The 19,250-nt window shown below is 66.2% G+C and carries 20 protein-coding genes; 10 read left to right on the plus strand and 10 right to left on the minus strand.

Annotated features, from left to right (window positions below; genetic code table 11):
- Window positions 1–365: 365 nt before the first annotated feature.
- From ACLJRL_RS29495 to ACLJRL_RS29510, 4 genes are all read left to right on the plus strand, one after another.
- Complete coding sequence (locus ACLJRL_RS29495; protein ID WP_410659633.1) at window positions 366–3,836, plus strand: colicin E3/pyocin S6 family cytotoxin; 3,471 nt, start codon at window positions 366–368, stop codon at window positions 3,834–3,836.
- Window positions 3,833–4,111 (plus strand): hypothetical protein, encoded by a 279-nt coding sequence (locus ACLJRL_RS29500; protein ID WP_410659577.1) that lies wholly within the window; start codon window positions 3,833–3,835, stop codon window positions 4,109–4,111. The genes ACLJRL_RS29495 and ACLJRL_RS29500 overlap by 4 nt, the downstream gene beginning before the upstream one ends.
- 380 nt (window positions 4,112–4,491) lie before the next feature.
- Window positions 4,492–5,571 carry an integrase core domain-containing protein gene (locus ACLJRL_RS29505; RefSeq protein ID WP_410659578.1) on the plus strand — a complete coding sequence of 360 codons (1,080 nt, stop codon included), beginning with the start codon at window positions 4,492–4,494 and terminating at the stop codon, window positions 5,569–5,571.
- Window positions 5,572–5,600: 29 nt separating this feature from the next.
- Entirely contained in the window at window positions 5,601–5,828 is a 228-nt protein-coding gene (locus tag ACLJRL_RS29510) for a hypothetical protein (RefSeq protein ID WP_410659579.1), read from the plus strand.
- 325 nt (window positions 5,829–6,153) lie between these two features.
- Here the strand turns inward: ACLJRL_RS29510 and ACLJRL_RS29515 are convergent, their stop codons facing one another.
- Both ACLJRL_RS29515 and ACLJRL_RS29520 read right to left on the minus strand, forming a co-directional pair.
- Window positions 6,154–6,306, minus strand: coding sequence for a hypothetical protein (locus tag ACLJRL_RS29515; protein ID WP_410659580.1), 153 nt, complete (start codon window positions 6,304–6,306; stop codon window positions 6,154–6,156).
- Between the two features lie 137 nt (window positions 6,307–6,443).
- Complete coding sequence (locus tag ACLJRL_RS29520; RefSeq protein WP_410659581.1) at window positions 6,444–7,211, minus strand: alpha/beta fold hydrolase; 768 nt, start codon at window positions 7,209–7,211, stop codon at window positions 6,444–6,446.
- 419 nt (window positions 7,212–7,630) lie between these two features.
- On the opposite strand from ACLJRL_RS29520, the gene ACLJRL_RS29525 reads away from it, so the two are divergent.
- Entirely contained in the window at window positions 7,631–7,849 is a 219-nt protein-coding gene (locus ACLJRL_RS29525) for a hypothetical protein (RefSeq protein WP_410659582.1), read from the plus strand.
- 225 nt (window positions 7,850–8,074) lie between these two features.
- Here ACLJRL_RS29525 and ACLJRL_RS29530 read toward each other — a convergent pair whose 3' ends face one another.
- The 4 genes from ACLJRL_RS29530 to ACLJRL_RS29545 all read right to left on the minus strand — a co-directional run bounded on the left by ACLJRL_RS29530 (window position 8,075) and on the right by ACLJRL_RS29545 (window position 11,108).
- On the minus strand, window positions 8,075–8,548 hold the full coding sequence (locus tag ACLJRL_RS29530; RefSeq protein WP_410659583.1) for a hypothetical protein: 474 nt from the start codon (window positions 8,546–8,548) through the stop codon (window positions 8,075–8,077).
- 437 nt (window positions 8,549–8,985) lie between these two features.
- On the minus strand, window positions 8,986–9,651 hold the full coding sequence (locus ACLJRL_RS29535; RefSeq protein ID WP_410659584.1) for an RNA polymerase sigma factor: 666 nt from the start codon (window positions 9,649–9,651) through the stop codon (window positions 8,986–8,988).
- 118 nt (window positions 9,652–9,769) lie between these two features.
- On the minus strand, window positions 9,770–9,979 hold the full coding sequence (locus tag ACLJRL_RS29540) for a hypothetical protein (RefSeq protein WP_410659585.1): 210 nt from the start codon (window positions 9,977–9,979) through the stop codon (window positions 9,770–9,772).
- 118 nt (window positions 9,980–10,097) lie between these two features.
- Window positions 10,098–11,108, minus strand: a complete 1,011-nt coding sequence (locus ACLJRL_RS29545) for an ArsR/SmtB family transcription factor (RefSeq protein ID WP_410659586.1) — start codon at window positions 11,106–11,108, stop codon at window positions 10,098–10,100.
- A gap of 350 nt (window positions 11,109–11,458) precedes the next feature.
- Between ACLJRL_RS29545 and ACLJRL_RS29550 the strand changes: the two genes are divergently transcribed.
- Both ACLJRL_RS29550 and ACLJRL_RS29555 read left to right on the plus strand, forming a co-directional pair.
- The gene (locus ACLJRL_RS29550; protein ID WP_410659587.1) at window positions 11,459–12,433 is read left to right on the plus strand and encodes a hypothetical protein; all 975 of its coding nucleotides are present in this window, start codon (window positions 11,459–11,461) and stop codon (window positions 12,431–12,433) included.
- Window positions 12,430–13,653 carry a hypothetical protein gene (locus ACLJRL_RS29555; RefSeq protein ID WP_410659588.1) on the plus strand — a complete coding sequence of 408 codons (1,224 nt, stop codon included), beginning with the start codon at window positions 12,430–12,432 and terminating at the stop codon, window positions 13,651–13,653. Before ACLJRL_RS29550 ends, ACLJRL_RS29555 begins: the two co-directional genes overlap by 4 nt.
- A gap of 192 nt (window positions 13,654–13,845) precedes the next feature.
- Here the strand turns inward: ACLJRL_RS29555 and ACLJRL_RS29560 are convergent, their stop codons facing one another.
- From ACLJRL_RS29560 to ACLJRL_RS29575, 4 genes are all read right to left on the minus strand, one after another.
- The gene (locus tag ACLJRL_RS29560) at window positions 13,846–14,667 is read right to left on the minus strand and encodes an RNA polymerase sigma factor (protein WP_410659589.1); all 822 of its coding nucleotides are present in this window, start codon (window positions 14,665–14,667) and stop codon (window positions 13,846–13,848) included.
- Window positions 14,664–14,876: a hypothetical protein gene (locus ACLJRL_RS29565; RefSeq protein WP_410659590.1), complete on the minus strand. Its 213-nt coding sequence runs from the start codon at window positions 14,874–14,876 to the stop codon at window positions 14,664–14,666. Before ACLJRL_RS29565 ends, ACLJRL_RS29560 begins: the two co-directional genes overlap by 4 nt.
- A 345-nt stretch (window positions 14,877–15,221) precedes the next feature.
- Complete coding sequence (locus ACLJRL_RS29570) at window positions 15,222–16,751, minus strand: EAL domain-containing protein (protein ID WP_410659591.1); 1,530 nt, start codon at window positions 16,749–16,751, stop codon at window positions 15,222–15,224.
- Window positions 16,751–17,314 carry an RNA polymerase sigma factor gene (locus ACLJRL_RS29575; protein ID WP_410659592.1) on the minus strand — a complete coding sequence of 188 codons (564 nt, stop codon included), beginning with the start codon at window positions 17,312–17,314 and terminating at the stop codon, window positions 16,751–16,753. The genes ACLJRL_RS29570 and ACLJRL_RS29575 overlap by 1 nt, the downstream gene beginning before the upstream one ends.
- 476 nt (window positions 17,315–17,790) lie before the next feature.
- Between ACLJRL_RS29575 and ACLJRL_RS29580 the strand changes: the two genes are divergently transcribed.
- The 3 genes from ACLJRL_RS29580 to ACLJRL_RS29590 all read left to right on the plus strand — a co-directional run bounded on the left by ACLJRL_RS29580 (window position 17,791) and on the right by ACLJRL_RS29590 (window position 19,218).
- Window positions 17,791–17,985 (plus strand): hypothetical protein, encoded by a 195-nt coding sequence (locus tag ACLJRL_RS29580; protein ID WP_410659593.1) that lies wholly within the window; start codon window positions 17,791–17,793, stop codon window positions 17,983–17,985.
- 75 nt (window positions 17,986–18,060) lie between these two features.
- Window positions 18,061–18,693, plus strand: coding sequence for a hypothetical protein (locus ACLJRL_RS29585; RefSeq protein ID WP_410659594.1), 633 nt, complete (start codon window positions 18,061–18,063; stop codon window positions 18,691–18,693).
- A gap of 168 nt (window positions 18,694–18,861) precedes the next feature.
- Window positions 18,862–19,218 (plus strand): SDR family oxidoreductase, encoded by a 357-nt coding sequence (locus tag ACLJRL_RS29590; RefSeq protein ID WP_410659595.1) that lies wholly within the window; start codon window positions 18,862–18,864, stop codon window positions 19,216–19,218.
- Window positions 19,219–19,250 lie beyond the last annotated feature (32 nt).

Genomic DNA, 19,250 nt, shown 5'->3' on the forward strand with positions numbered 1-19,250 from the left:
CAGCTGTTTGGGCGCCTGAGCGTGAGGTTGATTACAGACCTGGACCGTTGATCATCGCGACGCGTACGCTCCGTCCGCCGGGACTGGGTAACCGGAAATTCTTTCGACAATGGTGTGCTCTTAAATCTGCGCGCGGTGTGCATTCTTCCGCGTGCTGAAAACTGTGTGTCTGTTTCTGAGGGGTTGATGGGGAAATGCGGACATTATGGACGGCTTGCGCCGGACGCGGCCGCGCGGCCGGGCGTGTGCTGGCGGGCGCGCTGGCACTGGCGGTCACGGCGGGCTTGTTGGGCGCCGCGCCGGCGTCCGCGGATCCTGCTCCTCCGGCCGGGTCCGGCGCATCGGATCGGGAGCGTGTGCTCGCGGTGTGGAAGGACGGTGGGCCTGCGGTACAGATCGCTGCGGGTGCTGCGTTGACCGGCACCGACGCGCAGTTGAAGGCGTTCCTGGACACCGGTCAGGCCGCCGCTGAGCAAGAGGACGTGCGGGGTCAGGTGGGGCAGTTGGCCGCCGGTGGCGGCCCCGTGGTCCGTGAGCGCGCGACGACGGCGTTGGCGGGGACGCCCCAGGATGTCCAGACGTATCTGGTGTCCGGCTGGCTCGATGCGCATCTGCAGGATCTGCGCAGGCAGGTGGAACAGGTCCGTGCGGCGGCCGCGGCGGGGTCAGAGGTCCGGGCGCGCGCCCAGCGGGCCCTCGACGCGGGCACCGTGGAGGCGCTGCGGAAGTTCGTGGACAGCGGGCGGGCCGGCGCCGAGATCGTGGACATGGAGATCAAGATCGCTCGGCTGCTGGATGTCGCGCCGAAGGGATCCGCTGTCTACCAGGCCATCCAGGTCGCATTGGACGGCACTCCGGAGGAGGAGCGGGAGTTCCTGGACTTCGGGTACTCGCTGGCCGTCGCACGCGACAACGAGCTGCTCTCGGTACAGACCTTGGCTGAGCAGGCTGAGCAAGCCCGGCAGCGGGCCGCCGAGGAAACGCAGACCGCCAAGGACGCCTCGGCCCGCGCGATCAGTCTTGCCGACTCCGCCGCGTGGCACGCGGATCAGGCCGGAGACTCCGCCGGGGCGACAGAAGAGATGGCCGGGTTGGCCGGCGGCCGGGCCGCCCGCGCCGCTGATTTGGCAGGCCGGGCCGCGCAGGCCAGCCAGCAGGCCGTGGCGTCCTCCCGCGCCGCCGCAGCAGCGGCGCGCACCGCGATGTCGGCGGCCTCGAAGGCCGCGGCGGCGGCAGCGGTCGCTTCCCGCGCGGCAGGCAAGGCCGCCCGCGCCGCGTCGGCGGCCTCGGGGGACGCACGCAAGGCAGCAGACGCCAGGATCGCGGCCCAGGCCGCCCGCGACGCCGCATCCGGCGCCCGTGTCGCCGCGGACGCCGGTCGGGCCGCGGGGGCAGCGGCGGTACAGGCAGGCCTCGCCGCGTCCGCCGCGGCCGGAGCCGGTGAGAAAGCCGCCGCGGCCGCGGGATTGGCGGCGAAGGCGGCGCGCGCGGCCGGCACCGCCAGCGCGCACTACCGTCAGGCAGCACGCGCCGCCGCGCGGGCGCAAGCTGAGGCGGCCCACTCCCGGTCCGCGGCGAACACCGCGACAACCTTCGCCGCGCAGGCCAACCACGTCGCCCAAGAGGCCGCGAACAGCGCTGTCTACGCCGCCAACAACGCCGAGGTAGCCGCGAGCTTGGCGGAGACCGCAGCCGACATGGCAGGACGCTCCGCAACCGCGGCCCAGGACACCGTCACAGCTGCGAAGGCCGCTACCACCACAGCCGATGCCGCACGCGCCGCGGCGGACAAGGCCCAGGCAATCACCGACAACGCCCGGCAGGCCGAGACCGAGCTGCTGGCCGCCGAGCACGAGCACAAACTCGCCCTTGCCCGGGCTGCAGCAGACCTGCCGGACCCTGATCACCCCGACGAGCCCGCGAACGATCAGCCCATCACAGGACCTGAAACCAGCCGTTGGGACTCGATCACCCAGGAGCGGCTCGCGGCAGCGCGCGATCCGCGCACCACGCCGGTGGCGCGGGCCGGGCTGGCACGCCAGGTGGCGCTGCGGCTGGCCGGAAACCCCACCACCGGGCCGTGGACCCAAGCGGTCGCCGAAGCGGCGCTGGGCGGTGACGGCGCCGAAGCCGAAGGATTCGTGCGCGCTGGGCTCGAGGCAGCGGCTGAGGCGGACGACCGGGACCGGGTCGCCGTCCTGGCTGCCCCGGCCACTGCCGTGCCCGACTCAGGGGATCCCGCGAAGCTCCGGGCAGCGGCCACGACCGTGACAGCTGGCACGATCGAGCAGGTCCGTGGTTTCCTCGCCGACCCCACCTATCCCGGCCGTGACGCCGACGACCAAGCCGCGGCGCGGGCGGTCCTGGACATCGCCCGTACCTCCGGACAACAGACCCTTGCCGACGCCGCGAGCACAGCGCTGGCCGGGACCCCGGCCGACGTGCGGGCACTGCTGGCCCGCACCCAGGCCTACCGTCAGCAGCGCGACGACGTCCTGGCAGTCGCCCGCGTCCAGACCGAGGCCCGCACGAACAAACAGCAGAACCTGGCCAACGCCGCGGAGGAAGCCCTTGCCGGGTCCGCCGCCGGGATCCGGGACTTCCTCGACCGCGGCCAGTACCTCGCCCTCGCCAAAGACCAGGTCACCGCCGCCCACGTCGCGAGCGTCGAGCACTCCCTCACCCTCGCCCGCGAAGCCGCCGCGCTCGCCGCCCGCGAAGCCGCCGACGCCTGGAACGCCGTCGCCCCAGCGCTGGCCGCCGCGAACAAGGCCGCGGAACAGGCCGCACGGGCCCGGGGCTACGCCGACCAAGCCGCCGGCTACACCGCCCAGGCCCGCGCGGCGGCCCAGCGCGCAGCCGACTCCGCCACCCAGGCCGCGGCCTCATCACGGAAAGCCCGCGCCGCCGCCGATCAAGCCAGCCATTCACGAAGCGTCGCCACGTCCGCGGCCTGGCGCGCCTACCGGTGGGCGGTCACCGCACGCACATCAGCGCAGCGGGCCGCGAGCTCAGCATCCCGCGCGGCCGCCGCTGCCCGCGACGCCGCCAGCGACGCGGCGGCTGCCCGCGACGCCGCCGATACCGCCTACCGCACTTATCTCGCCAAGCTCGCCGCCGAAACCCGTCTCAACCGGGCCAATCCTGAAGAACACAACAGCACTGACAGCGGCGCCAGTACCGCCGACGATCTCAACCAGCCTGCCCTTGGCCGCGACCTGTCCGACGAACGCTACGAAGCGCTCCGCGGACTGGGCTACACCGGGTCTCGGCACTTCACCTGGCAAGAAGCGCTCGAGTTCGCCGCTCGCGGCGCTTGGCCCCAAGCCGAGGTCTGCTTCGCCCTCGGCGGCACCGCTGACCAATGCCGCCCCGGCGGCCCCCTCGGAGGCTTCGCCGGCTTCATCTACGATGTCTTCCTCTCCGACATCAAGGCCTGCGCGCTCCTCGAAGCCAAAGCCTGCACCGCCATGGCCGCCGGAGCCGCCGGACGCGGCGCCAAAATCCTCCGCGAAGCAGCCAAAGTCGCTGAAGATGCAGGAAAAGCGGGGAAAGTGCCAGGCCGCATGGTGCCTGGCTACACACCGGCTCCCAAGGACCCACCGCCCGGACTGACAGGGGCATCGTTGGCAAAGCGGAAGACGCAGGTTCAAGGGGGTGGCGGACTCCGTAAGAGGTGGACGGACGACAAGGGAAACATCTACGAGTGGGACTCGCGACACGGCGAGTGGGAGATGTACAACAAGCGTGGTAAGCATCAAGGTGTTCTCGACCCCAACACGGGGCAGCCGATCCCTGGGAAAGGCCCCGATCCCACTCGGAGCGTTGAACCATGAATGATCCTGTTGTCGGATGGCAGATCGAGGCTTTTCGCGAGTCGGACGAGCGCTGGGCCTGGTCCGCAGATCTACCTTTCGGGACCAGCCATCACACCCTGGAGACCTTGCTCGGCATGGACGACTTGTCCATGCCTGAGGGGTACCCCGTTACCCTGGAACAAGTTCGTGCCGTTCTGGACAACTTCGATGTGCCGGCAGATACCGTCGGCCCGCTCGACGACGTCAGATACACGTACTTTCTCAGTGCTTTCGCCGATACGCGCACTGGTTAGCCCGCCTCAACACCAGTAGCCGCGTTCTGGTGATTCGAAACCCATGACGAACGCTGCATCGTGCGCGATGTGGGATTCTCGGCCACGAGGCCGGGCATGCGCCTGCGGCTTGTCGCGACGGCCAGCCGCGAGGAGTGCCAGTGATGATCGTCTCGACCGGAGGCGGCCCGTCGGCGTTGTCCAGATGTAGCAGCACATTCCGCTTCCGCGCGATCCGGCTGTACAATGACGTGCGTATCGCGGTGGGTCTCGGGATGTATCGCCAGCCGATGGCCATTGCGAAAAGTGCGGCCCCGACATCCCTGGTTCTGACCTGTGGGGTTCCAGAAGTCGGTTCATGCATCAGACCTGCGGCGACAGGCGCGTTCGACGGGTAGGGCATGATCGCCGGCCATGTCGTTGCGTTTGCTCTATCTGATCTTCTTTCGGCTGGCGGGTTTGGTGGTGTTGCTCGGCCGCTCGTCGGGTCCAAGAATGTCGAGTTGCTGGTACTGCGCCATGAGGTCGCCGTGCTGCGCAGAGGCAACCCGAAACCTCGCCTCGACTGGGCTGACCGGGCTGTGTTCGCCGCGCTGGTTCGACTGCTGCCCAAGGGGCTTTGGCTGCACCGGTTGGTCACCCCGGGCACGATCCTACGCTGGCACCGGCGCCTGGTAGCCGCGAAGTGGACCTATCCACACCGGCTCGGCCGGCCACCGGTCGACGACGCGATCGCCAGGCTGATCGAACGGATGGCCACAGAGAACCACCGTTGGGGCTACAAGAGGATTCAGGGTGAGCTGCTCAAGCTCGGATACCGGATCGGTGCCTCGACGATCCGGCGGATCCTGAGGCGGGCACGCGTTCCTCCAGCGTCGGTCCGGGGCACCGACACGACCTGGCGGCAGTTCCTGCGCACGCAGGCCTCGACGATGCTGGCGTGCGACTTCCTCGACATCGACTGCGCGCTCACCCTCAGAAGAATCTACGTGCTCTTCGTGCTGGAGGTCGGCAGCCGCTACGTCCATATCCTGGGCACGACCACGAATCCGGACGGCCGGTGGACTACTCAGCAGATCCGCAATCTCATGCTGGATCTTGGTGATCGAGGCGACGACTTCAGGTTTCTCATCCGTGACCGGGCTGGCCAGTTCACGGCGTCGTTCGATGCCGTTCTGGCCGACGTAGGTATCGAGGCGGTAAGGATTCCTCCGCGTTGCCCGCGGGCGAACTGCTACGCGGAACGGTTTGTGCTCACGGCCAGAACCGAGCTCACCGACCGTATGTTGATTCTGGGCGAGCGGCATCTGCGTGCCGTGCTCGCCGAGTACGTTCGGCATTACAACGGTCGACGGCCGCACCGTTCCCGCGAGCTTCGCCCACCACGGCCGACCCACCCCGTGGCAGACCTCAACTCTCAGCGGATCAAGCGACAGCGGCTTCTCGGAGGCCTGATCAACGAGTACGAACGGACGGCGTAAAGCCACTGGTCAGCACCGGTGACCAACTTATGGAACCCCACACCTTTGTCACGACGGACACCGTGGTCATCGGCGTGGACGGAACCATCGAGGCGCGGACACTGATCGACGCAGGTACGAGCCCCCTGCGAGCCACCGTCGTCCAGGACTCCCATCGCCTTGCCGAGAGTGTCGTCGATGTACTGGAGAAGATGCACAAGCGCCGCAGGACGACGAAACGCACCATCCTGGACCCGGAGGTCTACGAAACGAAATAGCCGCCGCGTTTAGGTGAGTCCTCCCTATCGGGCAGGAATCAGGCTGCCGAGCCCATGAGTGGATCCCGTCCGGTTGCTGGGAACGATGTCAATCTTCGCTGTGCAGGTCGAAGCTGCGGGCTTCTTTGGATTGACAGTGCTGCGAAGCAGGGTTGCCATGCATGACTCAATCGAATCAAGTCGCTCTCGGGGCCGTCGCGGAGAATCGTCCCGATTGACGTGGCCGGATCCACCAAGTCCCACGGAGTGTCATCCACCAACCAGTGGACAGCGTTGGTGAATCGCCCCGGGGTTTGACGGAGCCTCCATCAAACCCCGGGGCGATTCAGTGAATGCGGTGGCGGTGGCTGAGGTTGACGGTCGGCCGGTCGCAGTCGCCGCCAGCCACGACGAGACGGTGCGGGTGTGGCACTTGGATGACGGTTCGGAACGCGCCGTCCTCACCGGCCACCGACTCGGTGGATGCGGTGGCGGTCACAGCGACTACCTTGTCTTGTCCACTGTAGACAGCACTGGGGCTGCGACCTGCGCAAATAGTGCCGCGAGGCCCCTGTCAGGCGTATTCGGTCCTTACCCCTACCTGACGCCGCCCGCCGGCCGTGCGGAACGGGGACCTCACGCCCGCCGGATCGGCTGCCTGGTCTGGATCGGATCGGTGGACAGAAAGGTACTGATGAGCGGATACACGAAATCGGGCTTTTCCATGACGAGCAGATGGGATGTCCCGGGAACGATCGCCAACTCGGAGTGGGGCACCTTGCGGTACAGCGCAATGGTGTGTTCCAGCGTCATGGCGTCGTCATCGCCGACGACCACGAGGGTCCGGCAGCTGATGCGAGCGAGTTCTCCCTCGGTCAACGTTGGACCCTCGGCCGCCAGCCGCAGCAGCTTGTTCACCACGAGCGGGAAATGCGCCTCGCCGTCCGGGGAGACCTGACCGTATCGAGACCCCAGACCGCGAAGAGCGTCCTCGTGGGCATAGCCGTCCAGCAGGCCGGGAACGAGACCGTCATGATGGAAGTTTCCGCTGATGAGCACCAGTTTGCTCACCAGGTCGGGGCGTAGGATCGCAATCAGCATCGCGACGTTCGCGCCGTCGCTATGACCGACCAGGGCAGTCGGCTTGCCGACAACCTTCTCCAGGAAGGCGATCATATCGGCGGCCATCAACTCGTAGGAGAGCGGCCCGTCAACATCCGGCGTCCGTCCGTGCCCGCGCCGATCCACCGTGAACACGTGAAAGTGGCTGTCCAGATGCGGGAAAGCTGGATCGAACATCCGGGAATCCACGAACCCGCCATGCAACAACACGATCGGCTCGAGGTCACCATCACCGGTTTCGTCGTACCAAGTCAGGACATCAGCAAGCTGAACATGTGCCATGGGGGAATGGTATGAGGGTGGCCCTGCTCGCCGACGCGTGCCGCCAAGCCGTTCTCTAAGCAGGTCGAAGGCCATCTCGGCGCGGTGACCCGCTGCCGGGGGAGTGGTCGGGCAGGAGGTGGCCGGGAACGCCTCGGACATCAGCCCGGGCCTCGATCCCTGAAGCGGGAACGGCGCCCGGTCACCCCCTGCTCGACCGCTCCAGCTTCTGGGGACCGTGAACGGTCGACGTGCCTATGGTGTTGAGCTCGCTGCGGAGTGGAGAAGGCCTCGTGCGCGCGAGTCACGTGTTGCCCGGTCGAGTCACGCGGCGCCGTCAGTTGCTGGGTTCTTCGGCCAGCTGAGCCGGTACTCCCGAGTGAACCAGGCGCGGAGTCGCGCAAGCGGACGATCGACGCCGTCTCGTATCGGGCGACGCGTTGGAACTCCTGCATTGTGTTGCTGAGCTCCTCGTCGAGGCGCTGGGTTTCTACCCACGCCGCCAGCTCGTCGGCGACATCCGAGTAGAGCTTTCCCGCCTAGGGGCTTCCGTGCATCTCGATGTCACCAAGCACGGACAGCGCCTGCTGGAAGACTTCTGCTCTTTTCGCGTCGGAATCGGCGAAGACGGCTCCGACCATCGCTGTGATCCCGGCTGAATAGGCGTCCCGCTTGAGGTCGACCCTCCACTGGTCATGGACCCACCGTAACCGCCAGCGAGCAGTCGAAGCGGTTCGAGCGCCTGCTCACGTCAGGGAGTTGCGGTTCTGTTCGGATGCCGGGTTTCTCGCGCTCGCGCGAAGGCGGCAGCAGGGATGCCGTTGGGCGTGAGTCCGGTAAGGCGGTAGGCGGTGCACACGCAGGCCTTGAAGTTCGGGACCCGGTCAGGCGCGCGGTTCCAGCTTGATCAGGCGGATGGGCTCGCCGTCGAGGAGGAGGCTGTTGATCAGGTCTTCGGTGACCTCGTCGTGCTCGCCCTTCGGTAGGTCGAGGGTGATCAAGAAGTCACGAAGAACGTCCCGGATCCGCTGCGGCAGTGTCGCGTAGCTGGGGGTTTCGGCCGGATTTGCGCTGAGGAACAGCCTCGCCTCCCGGGGAGCATCGATGCCGGTCACCGAGGTATCCACGACAGGCGCGAGTCCGGCCTCCTCGAGCGCTTTGCGAGCGGAGTTGTGCAGGGCGATCGCGTTCAGGAACTGCTTCACCTGATCGCGTCCGAAGGCGCCGCTGGCGGCCAAGGCGATGTTCGTTGCGGGCACGCCCGCCTCGAAGTCGCGCACCATTGCCTCGACCAAGGCACGTTTGGCGCCCAGGAAGTTGTCCAGCTCCGCGGCGGTGTTGACGGCCCTCTTGGTCATGGACAACACACTACCGAAGTTGCCTGAATTCAGGCAAGACTGAATTCAGGCAACTTGTGAATGCTTTCAGCAGGCGTGGGATCAGGGTGGCTCCATGCGCTGCGGCCATGACTCTGCGAGACCGGGCCGGCCAGCAATACAGCGCCAGCGCTGGGAATAACCGCGCCGCTCCCCGGCCTGCTACATCCTCGCGGGCACGGAGGTCTTCACAGACGGTCGCGACCGTCTGTGAAGACCGAGCAGGAGTCGCAGCGGACCCATCACCGTGTCGTGAAATTGGTCCGGCGCGACGCTGCCTGGTTGCCGGGACGACTCACCGCAGCGGACGAGGCGCGGAGCCACGGCCGAGTATCGGCTGACGGGGTCAGGGCTTCGTGACCGACGCCGGCTCGGCGGACCTGACGGCCCTGCAGCGCGGACGGCAGGGTAGAGAAAGATCAGTCGTCTTCTCCGGCCGCCTGCTCACCAGGGATGACGTGACGTTCGGCCCGGCGGAGTCGGACCGCAGGCAGGACGCCGAAGATGACGATGGAGATGACGAAACTCAAAAATATCGTCGCCATGAGGATGATGCCTAACAGGGTAGGGTGGCCTGCCGAGTCAGGCCACGGGGTGTGGTCACCCGAACCTGGTTCCCAGGGCTTCATCATCATCAGGTTCGATACGAGGAAGAAACCGACTACCGCCATTGCAATGCGGAGGCGCTGCTTGCCGCGGTGGATATGCACGTTGGCGGTCGTCGGCGCGCATTTCAGGTAGTCACCGATTTCGGCGGCGCTCCAGCCGTGTACGTGACGCAGGTACGCCGAGGTCTTCTGGTGGTCGGGCAACTCGGCGAGGCGTGCCAGCACCTCTCGTGCTTCGGCGACGTCATCGGTGCTGGCCCGGGCGGTCAGCGATGTCCACTGGGCCGCGCCGGTGTGCAGGAGTTCCTGGGGTTCGCCCTCGGCCCTGTTCTTGTGCTGGGCCGCGATCTTGCCGACCACACGACGTGCCACGGTGAACAACCACGCTGGCGGATCCTCGATGGTGCTGCGGGTCTCGAGCATCGCGGCGAAGGCCTCGTGTACTACGCCTTCGCTATCGACCAGGGATTCCGACAAGCCCGGCTGGCCGCCACCCGGCGCACCTACCGGCGCAGCGGCTCCGCGTAGGCGCGGTACAGGCCGTCGACAGTGTCTTGCTCGGCCTCGTCGCCCGGGTCGGGCTCCTGATCCTCCGTCACGAACTCTCTCCCGGCTGCTGCTGCTGCGGTGATCGGAACCGCCAGCCGCCACCATGGCGGTCCTGTTCGACGACCTCCGTGCCCGGCGGGGCGGTGGCCGCGATCCGCGCCAGCTCTATCCTGGCCCGCAGCGCGATCCACACCGCCATCGCCTCGGCAAGCCGCAACACGCCTCGTGCGCACACGGCCACCATCACAATCAGCACGGGGTTTGACACCCTCGCCTCCCTGCTCACCAGGACCGCCATCCGAAGGACGGCCCTTCGCTCCTTACGTGGCGGGACCGGCCCGAAACCTTTACAACCGGATCGCGATTCGCACGTGTCACGAGTGCGGCGGCGCACTGGGGCCGAAGGTGAGGCGGTCTTCGAGGAGAACCACCGCCTGGGGCGTCCGTTGGTACAGCACATAGCGTTTGTCCCTGACTTTGCTGACGAGGCCCGCGCGATGTAGCGCGCTGAGGTGATAGGAGACGGTGCCCGCGCTGTATCCGGTCCGGCCGGCGAGTTCCGCGGTCGATCGCGCGGTTTCGAGGTCCTCCAGCAAGGCCGCGCGGGCGGAACCGACCACCTGCGCGATCGCTCCCGGCTTGTGGCCCCGGCCCGTTCCGATCCGGTGGGCGGGATAGTAGACGACGACCTCCCCGGGAACATCGACCTGGACGATGACGTCAGGCCAGGTGAGCACGCCGGGCACGAGGACCAGTTCCCGGCCGGCGATATCGAGTTCGCCGTCCCACGGCTTGGCGAGGGTGACAGCATCACCTACCCACCCGATATCCGGATGAAGTTCTCCCAGCGCCCGGCCGACACCATGGCCGATAACGGACTTCGCACGATGTGAGATGTCCTGGTCGACGATCGAGCCGAGTTCGGACCAGCTGTCGGACAACGCGACTCGCCAGAACTGAGCCAGGCCGTTGGCCAGGCGTCGCTGCAGCCGTCCGGACTCCGCGAGCCGACGGGTACCGGTCGACAACGGCCTGCTCCAGTGGACCTGAGTCCAGGTGAACACCTGACTTTCCAGGTCCTCTTGCGTGGTCGCCTCGATCCGTGCGATCTGTTCCTCGATCAAGTCATTGCGCCGGGTACCCGCTCCAGGTTGCGGAGTGAGCAGGTCAGGCAGGTAAGTGTCGCCATTTTGAGGCAACAGGTCCACGAGCAGCGCGACGTCCCGATGGGCGAGTGACGCGCGAGCAAGCGCACCGGGATCCCCGAAGACCGGATGCCTCCCCGAGGCGGCGGCGAGTTTCAGCCACGCCATGGACTCCGACGCCGGCGATGGCGACCAACGCGTCCTGGACACCGTCTCGGGGTCGACCCGCAGCGTGAACACCGGCTGACGTTAACAGTTGCCGCACTGGATTCGAACTGGCTCAAATCCTTTCCGGTCACGGTTTATCGCCTGATTGAATAGTCGCGGGCATTACTAGGTCATGTGGGTGACCTGGCGTGGCCGGGGCGGTAGTTCGGGCCTAATTGTTGGGCAGGTCACGAATTTGAGCTATTCGAGTGAACTGGCTCGAATAGCTCAACCTTGTGGGCATGGCCGGCGTGTTTATCGCGGAACTGGCTATAGCTGGACTTAGTCTTTCTGGAGGGAACTCAAGTGAATTCTGCTCAAATCGTGGCGTGCGGTGCCGCGGTCGATGTAAACCGGAGCAAACATGTTTGCTGGACGTGCTCATGAGGGCGCGCTGGATAGTCGCGTCCGCGATCGTGTTGGGGGCCGGTCTGCTGACAGTGCCGACGTCTTCGGCCGCACCGGCCGCCGATATGGGTGCGGCGGCCATCGGGGATCAGAGGGCGGGCACCCATTCCCACGATCTGACCGGTGATGGAATCCCCGATCTGCTGTCCCGGCAGCCAGGCGTGAACGGTGGCTCGCTGTGGGTGTATCCGGGCTCGGGGAAGCTGCAGGGTATGGCCACGTTCCCGGCAAGGACCGAGGTCAGGAGAGACTTCAACGGCTACAACTGGGTCGGTGTCGCCGAGATGACCGGTGAGACCGAGGAGTACGAGACGGTCTCGGAGCAACCGGCTGACCTGGTGGCCCGTCGAACCACGGATGGTGCGCTGTTCGTGTTCCCGCACAGCGGGCAGCTCAACGGCTTGAGCACGTTCGGCAACCCGGTGCAGATCGGTCGGGGCTGGAACAGTCAAGGGTGGATCACGCTGGCGGACGTGACCGCCGACGGCTTCGACGATGTGGTCACCATCGACGGCCAAGACGTCAGGTGGGTCTACCCGCACAAGGGCACGCTCGACGGCCAGAGCACCCTCAAGGCCCGGGTCAAGCTCGGTGTGGGCCGGTCGTTGTGGGAGCTGAGGCCGAACTGGAGCCGCGAGAACCCAGATCAAGCCGCCGCCTCTATCGCCACAGGTGACCTGTACGCCTGTCCGCACACGAACACCTTCGACGGTGAGGCCACCTACGACGGGAACTGCAAGACAGTGGCCCCTGTCCCCACCTTTGCCAAGCCGACGACCTCGTGGATCTCGCTGATCGACGCGGACGCTGACGGCAACGAAGACGTGCTGAAACGCGAGCCGGACGGGGATCTGTTCATCTACCGGTTCAACGGCTGGAACAGCAATCCCATGCTGGCGGCCCCGATCCAGGTCGGCCGCGGTTGGAACAGCATGGATCTGATCACGTGAGGGCGACGATGAAAGCCTTGAAACTGTCCGGAGTGCTCACCCTGGTCGCCGCGCTACTCGTCACACCGCAGGCCGTGACGGCCGCCGAACCCCCGGCCCAACCGGCCCAGATGGCCGAGACGACCGCCACTGTGGAATCCCGCATCGACGACTCAGCGAAACCGGTCGACGACGTCACGTTCGACGAGTGCACCGCGAACCACGACGAAACCGAGACTTTCTGGTTCAAAAACAGGTTCAACATCTGCCGAACTCAGCTGCTTGAACTCAAATACCAGAAGCTTGTGAACGGGGTGGTAGTGCATGTAGGCAGCAGCTTCTTCCGTGAGACGGTCATCGGCGTCGCCCAGGACAAGAAGGGCGAGATCAAGTTCGGGTACAGCCTGAAGTACATCCGCGGGGAGCGCGAAGAGCTCTTCGACAACCCGTTCTCGGTCGTACTCGAGTGCGGCAACAACGACCAGAAGCGCACAAGCACGTGCGACTATTTCTCGGTACCAGTGGACCGGTCGGTCGGCGCATGGCGTGCGGCCGGCGGTGAGCCGATCTGGTGGACCGCCACCATGGCAACCACTCAGGTGCCGACCGAGACGGACGACGACAAGAAGTGGCAGAACGAGCTCCGGGGCTATTTTTGGTTCGACTTCTACAGGTCGCTCAGCAGTCCGATCCCGCCGCCGGGTGCATCCCGTACTCCCAAGGGGATGTTCCGGTGCGACTCTGCGACCTACGCGACCCGAGGCAGCCACTGCGTCTTCACCGGCGTGGTACCGACGATGGTGTTCGACCTCCACAGCCCGACCTACGGCGAGTCGTCGGAGTTCATCAAGGACGCGCAGGAGGACATCACGAAGACCGCACCCGGAAACGACCCTGAGTTGAAAGTTCCCGGGAAGTTCAAGGAATCGACGGTGTCCTACCTCTACTCCGGGTATGACATCGAGAGGAAGAAGGACGGATCGAGACGCAAGGTTCGACGGGCCTGCGTGGACGAGTGGGGGGCGAAGTACACCGTCAAGGACGGCGTGAAGATGCAGTGTGACGAGTACCCGTTCGCGAGCACGTACCAGAATGCCGCGCTGGCGAAGGAGAAGCCGTTCACCTTTGGGGTGCGACGGATCAAGGCCAGCCACAACATAGCGGGCGGCAACTTGATCGGTGACTGGTACGGCCGCGAGCACATGCTCGACGGCGACCAGTTCTACGTCGTCGTCCGGTAGCGAACTTTCTGGTGCGGGGTGGCCTTTCACCCCGCACCAGATTCACGCCATGTAGACGGGCATGTCGGTGTGGTCGAACGTAAGCGGCTCGTCGGTCATGTCGTACTCCATCGAGTTCTGATGCCAGCGGATGGGTGCCCGAGATGGCCTGTCGGAAGCTGTCCTGGGCCAGGACCACACGTCTCGGGTTTGTCACAGCAACAGCCAGCACAGGAACCGGTCGATCAGGCCGCGTCGCCACAGGACGAAGCCGGAGATCGCACAAGCCGTGAGGAGAACAGCCAGCCCTGGAATCCAGGACACCGCGACGAGCAGGACGACCCCGGATGCAAAAAGCAGCACCAGTGCGACGACGAGCAGAGTCCGTCGCAGCCGCGAGGGTTCCTGCTCTATTAGCTGTGCGCGCGGGAAATCCGGCCCGGTCACGGGTGCCCATTCGAGCGACGCACTCAGGGCAATCGCGGGCAGAGCTGCCTCCGGGATGATCTCGCGCAGATTTCCGCGTGCATGGAACAGATGCGCTCGTGCAGTCGCGTCGGAGATGCTGAGTTCCCTGGCGATGTCTAAGTGGCTCCAGCCGAGCACATCGTGCAGGTAGAAGACCGTGCGTCGCTGGGTGGGCAGAGAGGCGAGCTCGCGAGTGGCTTGGTTGACGGCGAACTGGACGTCCGCCGACGGGACCCTCGCCATCGACGACCAAGTGATGTCAGAACCTCTGGCCCCGCTGGGGCCCATCTCGCGGTAGTACCGGGATGCGAGAGCGAGGACTAGGTTCCGGGTGACGGCATAGAGCCACGCTCGGGGATACCTGATTGTGCTCCACTCGGTCCGGAGAGCCGCTTCGAAAGCCTGCTGGACCACGTCTTCGGCGCTGTCGGCGGAGGAAGGCAGCCCGCGACTCGTGCCCAGGGACATGGCGTACCGGGCCAGCGGAGCACGCCAGAGCCGGAAGGCCTCGTCGATGTCGGGATTTCCCGGCGGGTTGGCGGAGGTGTCATCGAGTGGCGCGTTCACGCGGCCTCCGAACCCGGGTTGCGGGCGACCGAGACTCGCCATGTGTTGCCGCCGGCGTGTTCAGAAACCTCGGCGCCTGCCGGGAGTGTGGCGACCGCGGCCAGCAGCGACGTCCGCGCCCGGATCCGCCACCGGTAGGTGGCGGCCTGGACCAAGTCGAGTACGCAGCGGCCCGCGATCCCCACCATTATCACGATCTCCAGCATCATCGTTGTCGTCCTCCAGCATCCCCGGCCGCGCGCCATCCGCGCAGCCTTGTCACTGGTTGAGTGAGGCCAGCCCACCAGAACGTTTAAGCCTGCTCAGTCGAATCACCCGATCGGGTAGCCATGTGACGGAGAGCCGAAGGTGCAGGTCGGGTTCTCGGGTGTTCAGGATGTCCAACTCGTGGGCGAGCAACGAGCAGAGGCTGCGCAGCGGATCGGGTTCGCCTGGGGGCGCGAATTCGGCCACTGCCCGTTCGGCACTCATGGTGTCGCACTGCAGAGCACCGTGAAGCCCCTTCCCGGTGCGGCCCGCGCGCTGCCCGCGTCTGCTTCAAGAAGTGCGTCCGATCACCAGCCTGGCTTGGTACGTGTGGTTCCGGAGATGTCTCGAGGTTGAGGGAGGTGGGCAACGGTCGAGACTGGAGCCAGAGTCTCGGTGACGGTGAGGAGTTTCGCCGGCGGGGTCGACGTCCAGGTCGGATCATCGGCGATGTGATGCGCTGACATGGGTGGGATCCTGCTGTTGGGGGTGAACATCGCGGTGCCCAGGTGCAGGCGTGCTTCGCCGAGATCGGTTTCCTCGGCCATGACGGGAATGTCGAGCTTGCGTGCGGTGTGGAGCAGCAGGATGAGGGCAATGTGTGAGGGGCTGTCGGGGTCGCGGTGGCGGAGGAGTTCGAAGGTGGCTCTGGGCAGGCTTGTGATGGCCCAGTCTGCGCGGGTGAGGGCGTCGGCGGGGGTGCCGTGGACGCCGCAGTGGGTGAGTGCCAGGCGGGCACCGCTACTGGTGAGCTGGTTGAGTCGTTTATCGATGTCGGGGGTGTGGGTGAGAGCGGGGGCGGGGATGCCGAGCAGGAGCAGGCTGGCGATGCCGCTGTTGTCGATGAGGTCATGCAGTTGGCTGCAGAAACGTTGACTGCGCAGAAGCGGTGCGGGTAGGTCGATGCGGGCAAAGGGTGTGGTGGGGCGCAGCTGAGCGGTCCAGCTGGCGAGTGCGGTGCAGGTGTCGGCGACGGTGTGCTCGATCATGGTGTAGGCCAGCCTGGTGATGCTGGCGAGGTCGCCCAGTTCAGCGAGTGTGTGGTGTGTCCCGTGGGTGTCGATCCAGCCTGGGATGGCTTGCGTTCCGACGATGCCGGGGGAGTTGGTTTGGGAGACGACTTGGTAGGCGACGGTGAGCCGGCCATGGTCGATCGCGTCCCAGGCGTGCTGGACCAGAGCCAGCGGTGACAGGGCGGTGTCTTCGTAGCCGGGATCATCGGCGGGGGCTGGTTGGCGGCGGAGGTGGACTCGGTCGGGCAGGCCGCGGCGGGCTTGCGCGATGAGCTCTGCTGGCGTGGCAGAGGGGTCGAGCGGGGTCACGCCGATTCCGGCTTCGATCTCGAGGAGCCAGCCGGGTACGGGAACTGGTGCGGCGAGGTGTTCGCTGAGGAGACTGAGTGTCGCGGCTAGGCCTGGGTTCGGGTGGCGGGGAAGCAGGACAACGAGCAGATCGGGGCCATCGGAGGTGAGCGTGACGTCCCATCGGTCGCTGAGCGCGGTGATCACACGTCGCGTGCTGGTCGCAACAAGGGTGAGTCCGGGTTCTTCGGCTGCGTCGAGCAGGTCTCCGCGGTCGTGGAGCCGGATGGCGACGAGAGCCCCATCGGCTTCGTGTGAGGCGTTGAGTGAGGCCCCCACCGTCAGGCTGGCGAGGAACCGTGGGGTGAGGCCGCTGTCGATCTGGGGTGGTGTCGTGTGGTGCGCGCGGTATTCGAGTTCCCTGTTGGCGGCCTGGATGACTCGTGTCTCACGTGGGTTCGCTGGTGCGGTGAGTGCGTGAGTGAGCAGGGGAAGCGGGTCGGTGCCGTCGCGGTCGGGGTGGGCAGTGGATGACATCAAGCCTCACTTCCATGGCCGGTAGACCGGTGTACGGGTGGTGCGGGGTGCGGCTGGCCTAGCCATTCCCGCATCTTTCGTTGCGCGCGGGCGCGGTACTTGCGGACCGTTTCTGTCTTGACACCGAGCTGGGCGGCGATCATGGCGGCATTCTGTCCCGCTAGGGACAGCACCAGCGCGATCTGTTCCTGCTTGGACAGCCGCGGAAGCAGCCGCAGAGCTTCCTGAAGCATGAGCCGCTGCTCGGCCGAGACCGGTGTGGTGCTCCAGAGCGGAATATCGGTCTCTCCCGAGGTCGCGGCGTGCTCCCGTCGCCGGCGCCGCAGGGTGAGTGCGCTGTTCTTGGCCACTGCGGTCACCCATGCGACGCGGTCGCCGGTGACGGCCGGCCAATGCCGGAAGAGGGTGACGAGGGCGTCGCTGGCGACGGCTTCGTAGTCCCCGTCCGGAATGATCGACCGGACGACCGCGACGAGCCGGACGCGGTGCTCGCGCACGATCGCGGCGTAGGCGACGACATCGCTGGGGGAGTAGGGGTGTCTTACCGGGCCATCGCTGATCACGCTGGCGGAACTCCACCCGTCCGCCGGCAGACCCGTACCTCGATATCCGCCGCTCGGATATGGCACTCCACGTCGGGCCCGTCGCACGCCAGCAGGGCTCGTACGGCCAGCCGCAGGCACACCACGTGCGAGACGGATCTCAAAAACGCACAGCCGACGCCAGCCAGAACACCGCGGCCTCGGCTAGCTGACAGCGTCGACGCTGTCAGGGCCGCGGCAAACGCGGTTACCAGGTAGGACACCCGATCGACTCCCGATCTTTGTCAGGCGCGCACCCGATGTGCCCGCTCTACCTCCCTCACTCCACTACCCATCAAACCGGGACACGCCATCACCCGATCGAGAAACGCAGATGTCGCCTAGCACGCGGACCTGCTGCTGGATCGTGACACAAGACTGCGAGCAATTCGCAACGGAAGGGTGGCGCGCGGCGACATAACAAGCCAGATCGAAGTACAGCATGAAGGGTTCACATCATGGTCGATGCCGTGCCACCCAGCTCCGAACCGTCCGCACTGCACCGCGCGGCTGAAGATGCCGATCGGGCTCAAAAACTGGTCGAGGAGGCGGAGAAGCGGCGTCGGCGCGAGAGAGAGGACCGTGAGAAGGCCCTCGTCGCCGAGTCACGGCAGCGCGCCCACGGCACGAACCAACGTCATAGCCCGGAATAGCGGAAGCTGACCATGGGATGGCTGAATCGGCTCTTCGCCAAGCGCGCGTCCGTGACGCCCGCCAGGAAACAGGTCGTGAGCGTGCTCGAACCACTGGTGTGGCGAGACGATGGGAGCTCTCGGCAAGAGGACTGGCAGCGCAGGCTCGACGCGTTCGGGCGGAGGGCCGCCCGGGAGTTGAGCGCGTCGGGCACTCCTACCTGGAACACAGGCGCGGGCTGGTCAGTGCGCCACACAGGCCAGTTTTGGCTCGTCGACCTGGACGTCTATGAGGCCGCCCAGTGGTATGAGTTGGCCACGGTGCGGCGACGGGCCTTGGTTCCAGGCTTCACCCCAGGGATGACCGGATACATCGATGGCAAAGCACTGTTGCTCAGCATCGACGGGGACATCATCACGGCCTCTTGTCACGGTAATCGAGTGCTGTCGAACCGTTTACTGAGCTTCGAGAACGCGACTACTCACGAGCGCGGGTTACGGACGGCCGCGTGGTCCTGGGGCAACAGCGGCCGCTGGCGAGACAGACCGGGCAAAGACTCCTGGGACAGCCTTCACGGCCACCGCGAACCTCAAGACACCCTGAACGCCGAGTTCGCAGGGAAGTGGCGGCCGGACCGAGATCAGTCCAAGCCGCCGGGCCTTGGGACATCCATGGCGATCAAGAAGTTCCTGGAGAAGCGCGAGACTGCCCTGCCCCGTTTCTTCTAACGCAAAGCCGGCCCAGCTGTCATGCGCGAGGAGGTGGTGACTGCGTCGGCCGACTCGCGGGTGATGTCGCCGGGAAGGCGAGGAACCCGGGATGACACCCCGGTCGCGACCTCCGACCACTTCACACTGGCGACTTGAAGCTCCTGACCGGCGTGTTCGGGAGCGGCCGTGGCTGCCTTCTCCTTGGAGAGCGCTGTCCGCACCCCTCGGCGATCTCCTCAACCAGTACCACGGCTCTCCCCAAGAGCATCATTCGATGGGGAGCTACCGGGCAGATCGGCCCAGAGGAGTATTCCCGCAGTTCAGCGCGAGCAGCCGGTCAGATCACCCGGCGTTCGGCGGCGCGCTGCGGGAGTCATCAGGCGGACTTTGGAGCAGCATTTGCGCGTACAAGCGCAGTCGATCCCTCGAGGGCGTATCGGCACTCCCCACGACATTGCCCGCGCCGTAACGTTCTTCACCGCTGACGACGCCGACTTCGTCACCGGTCAGGTCCTCTATGTCAGCGGCGGACCGCATGGCTGACCTTCGACGGCCGAGCCGCTATCGGCCATTCG

The sequence above is a fragment of the Amycolatopsis sp. lyj-112 genome, assembly GCF_046549055.1.
Taxonomy (GTDB): Bacteria; Actinomycetota; Actinomycetes; order Mycobacteriales; family Pseudonocardiaceae; genus Amycolatopsis.

Bases quoted from the DNA above. Each gene is read 5' to 3' on its own strand.
- ACLJRL_RS29500 (WP_410659577.1), top strand. From the start codon at position 3,833: ATGAATGATCCTGTTGTCGGATGGCAGATCGAGGCTTTTCGCGAGTCG.
- ACLJRL_RS29505 (WP_410659578.1), top strand. From the start codon at position 4,492: ATGATCGCCGGCCATGTCGTTGCGTTTGCTCTATCTGATCTTCTTTCG.
- ACLJRL_RS29510 (WP_410659579.1), top strand. From the start codon at position 5,601: ATGGAACCCCACACCTTTGTCACGACGGACACCGTGGTCATCGGCGTG.
- ACLJRL_RS29520 (WP_410659581.1), bottom strand. From the start codon at position 7,211: ATGGCACATGTTCAGCTTGCTGATGTCCTGACTTGGTACGACGAAACC.
- ACLJRL_RS29530 (WP_410659583.1), bottom strand. From the start codon at position 8,548: ATGACCAAGAGGGCCGTCAACACCGCCGCGGAGCTGGACAACTTCCTG.
- ACLJRL_RS29550 (WP_410659587.1), top strand. From the start codon at position 11,459: ATGAGGGCGCGCTGGATAGTCGCGTCCGCGATCGTGTTGGGGGCCGGT.
- ACLJRL_RS29565 (WP_410659590.1), bottom strand. From the start codon at position 14,876: ATGATGCTGGAGATCGTGATAATGGTGGGGATCGCGGGCCGCTGCGTA.
- ACLJRL_RS29570 (WP_410659591.1), bottom strand. From the start codon at position 16,751: ATGTCATCCACTGCCCACCCCGACCGCGACGGCACCGACCCGCTTCCC.
- ACLJRL_RS29580 (WP_410659593.1), top strand. From the start codon at position 17,791: ATGGTCGATGCCGTGCCACCCAGCTCCGAACCGTCCGCACTGCACCGC.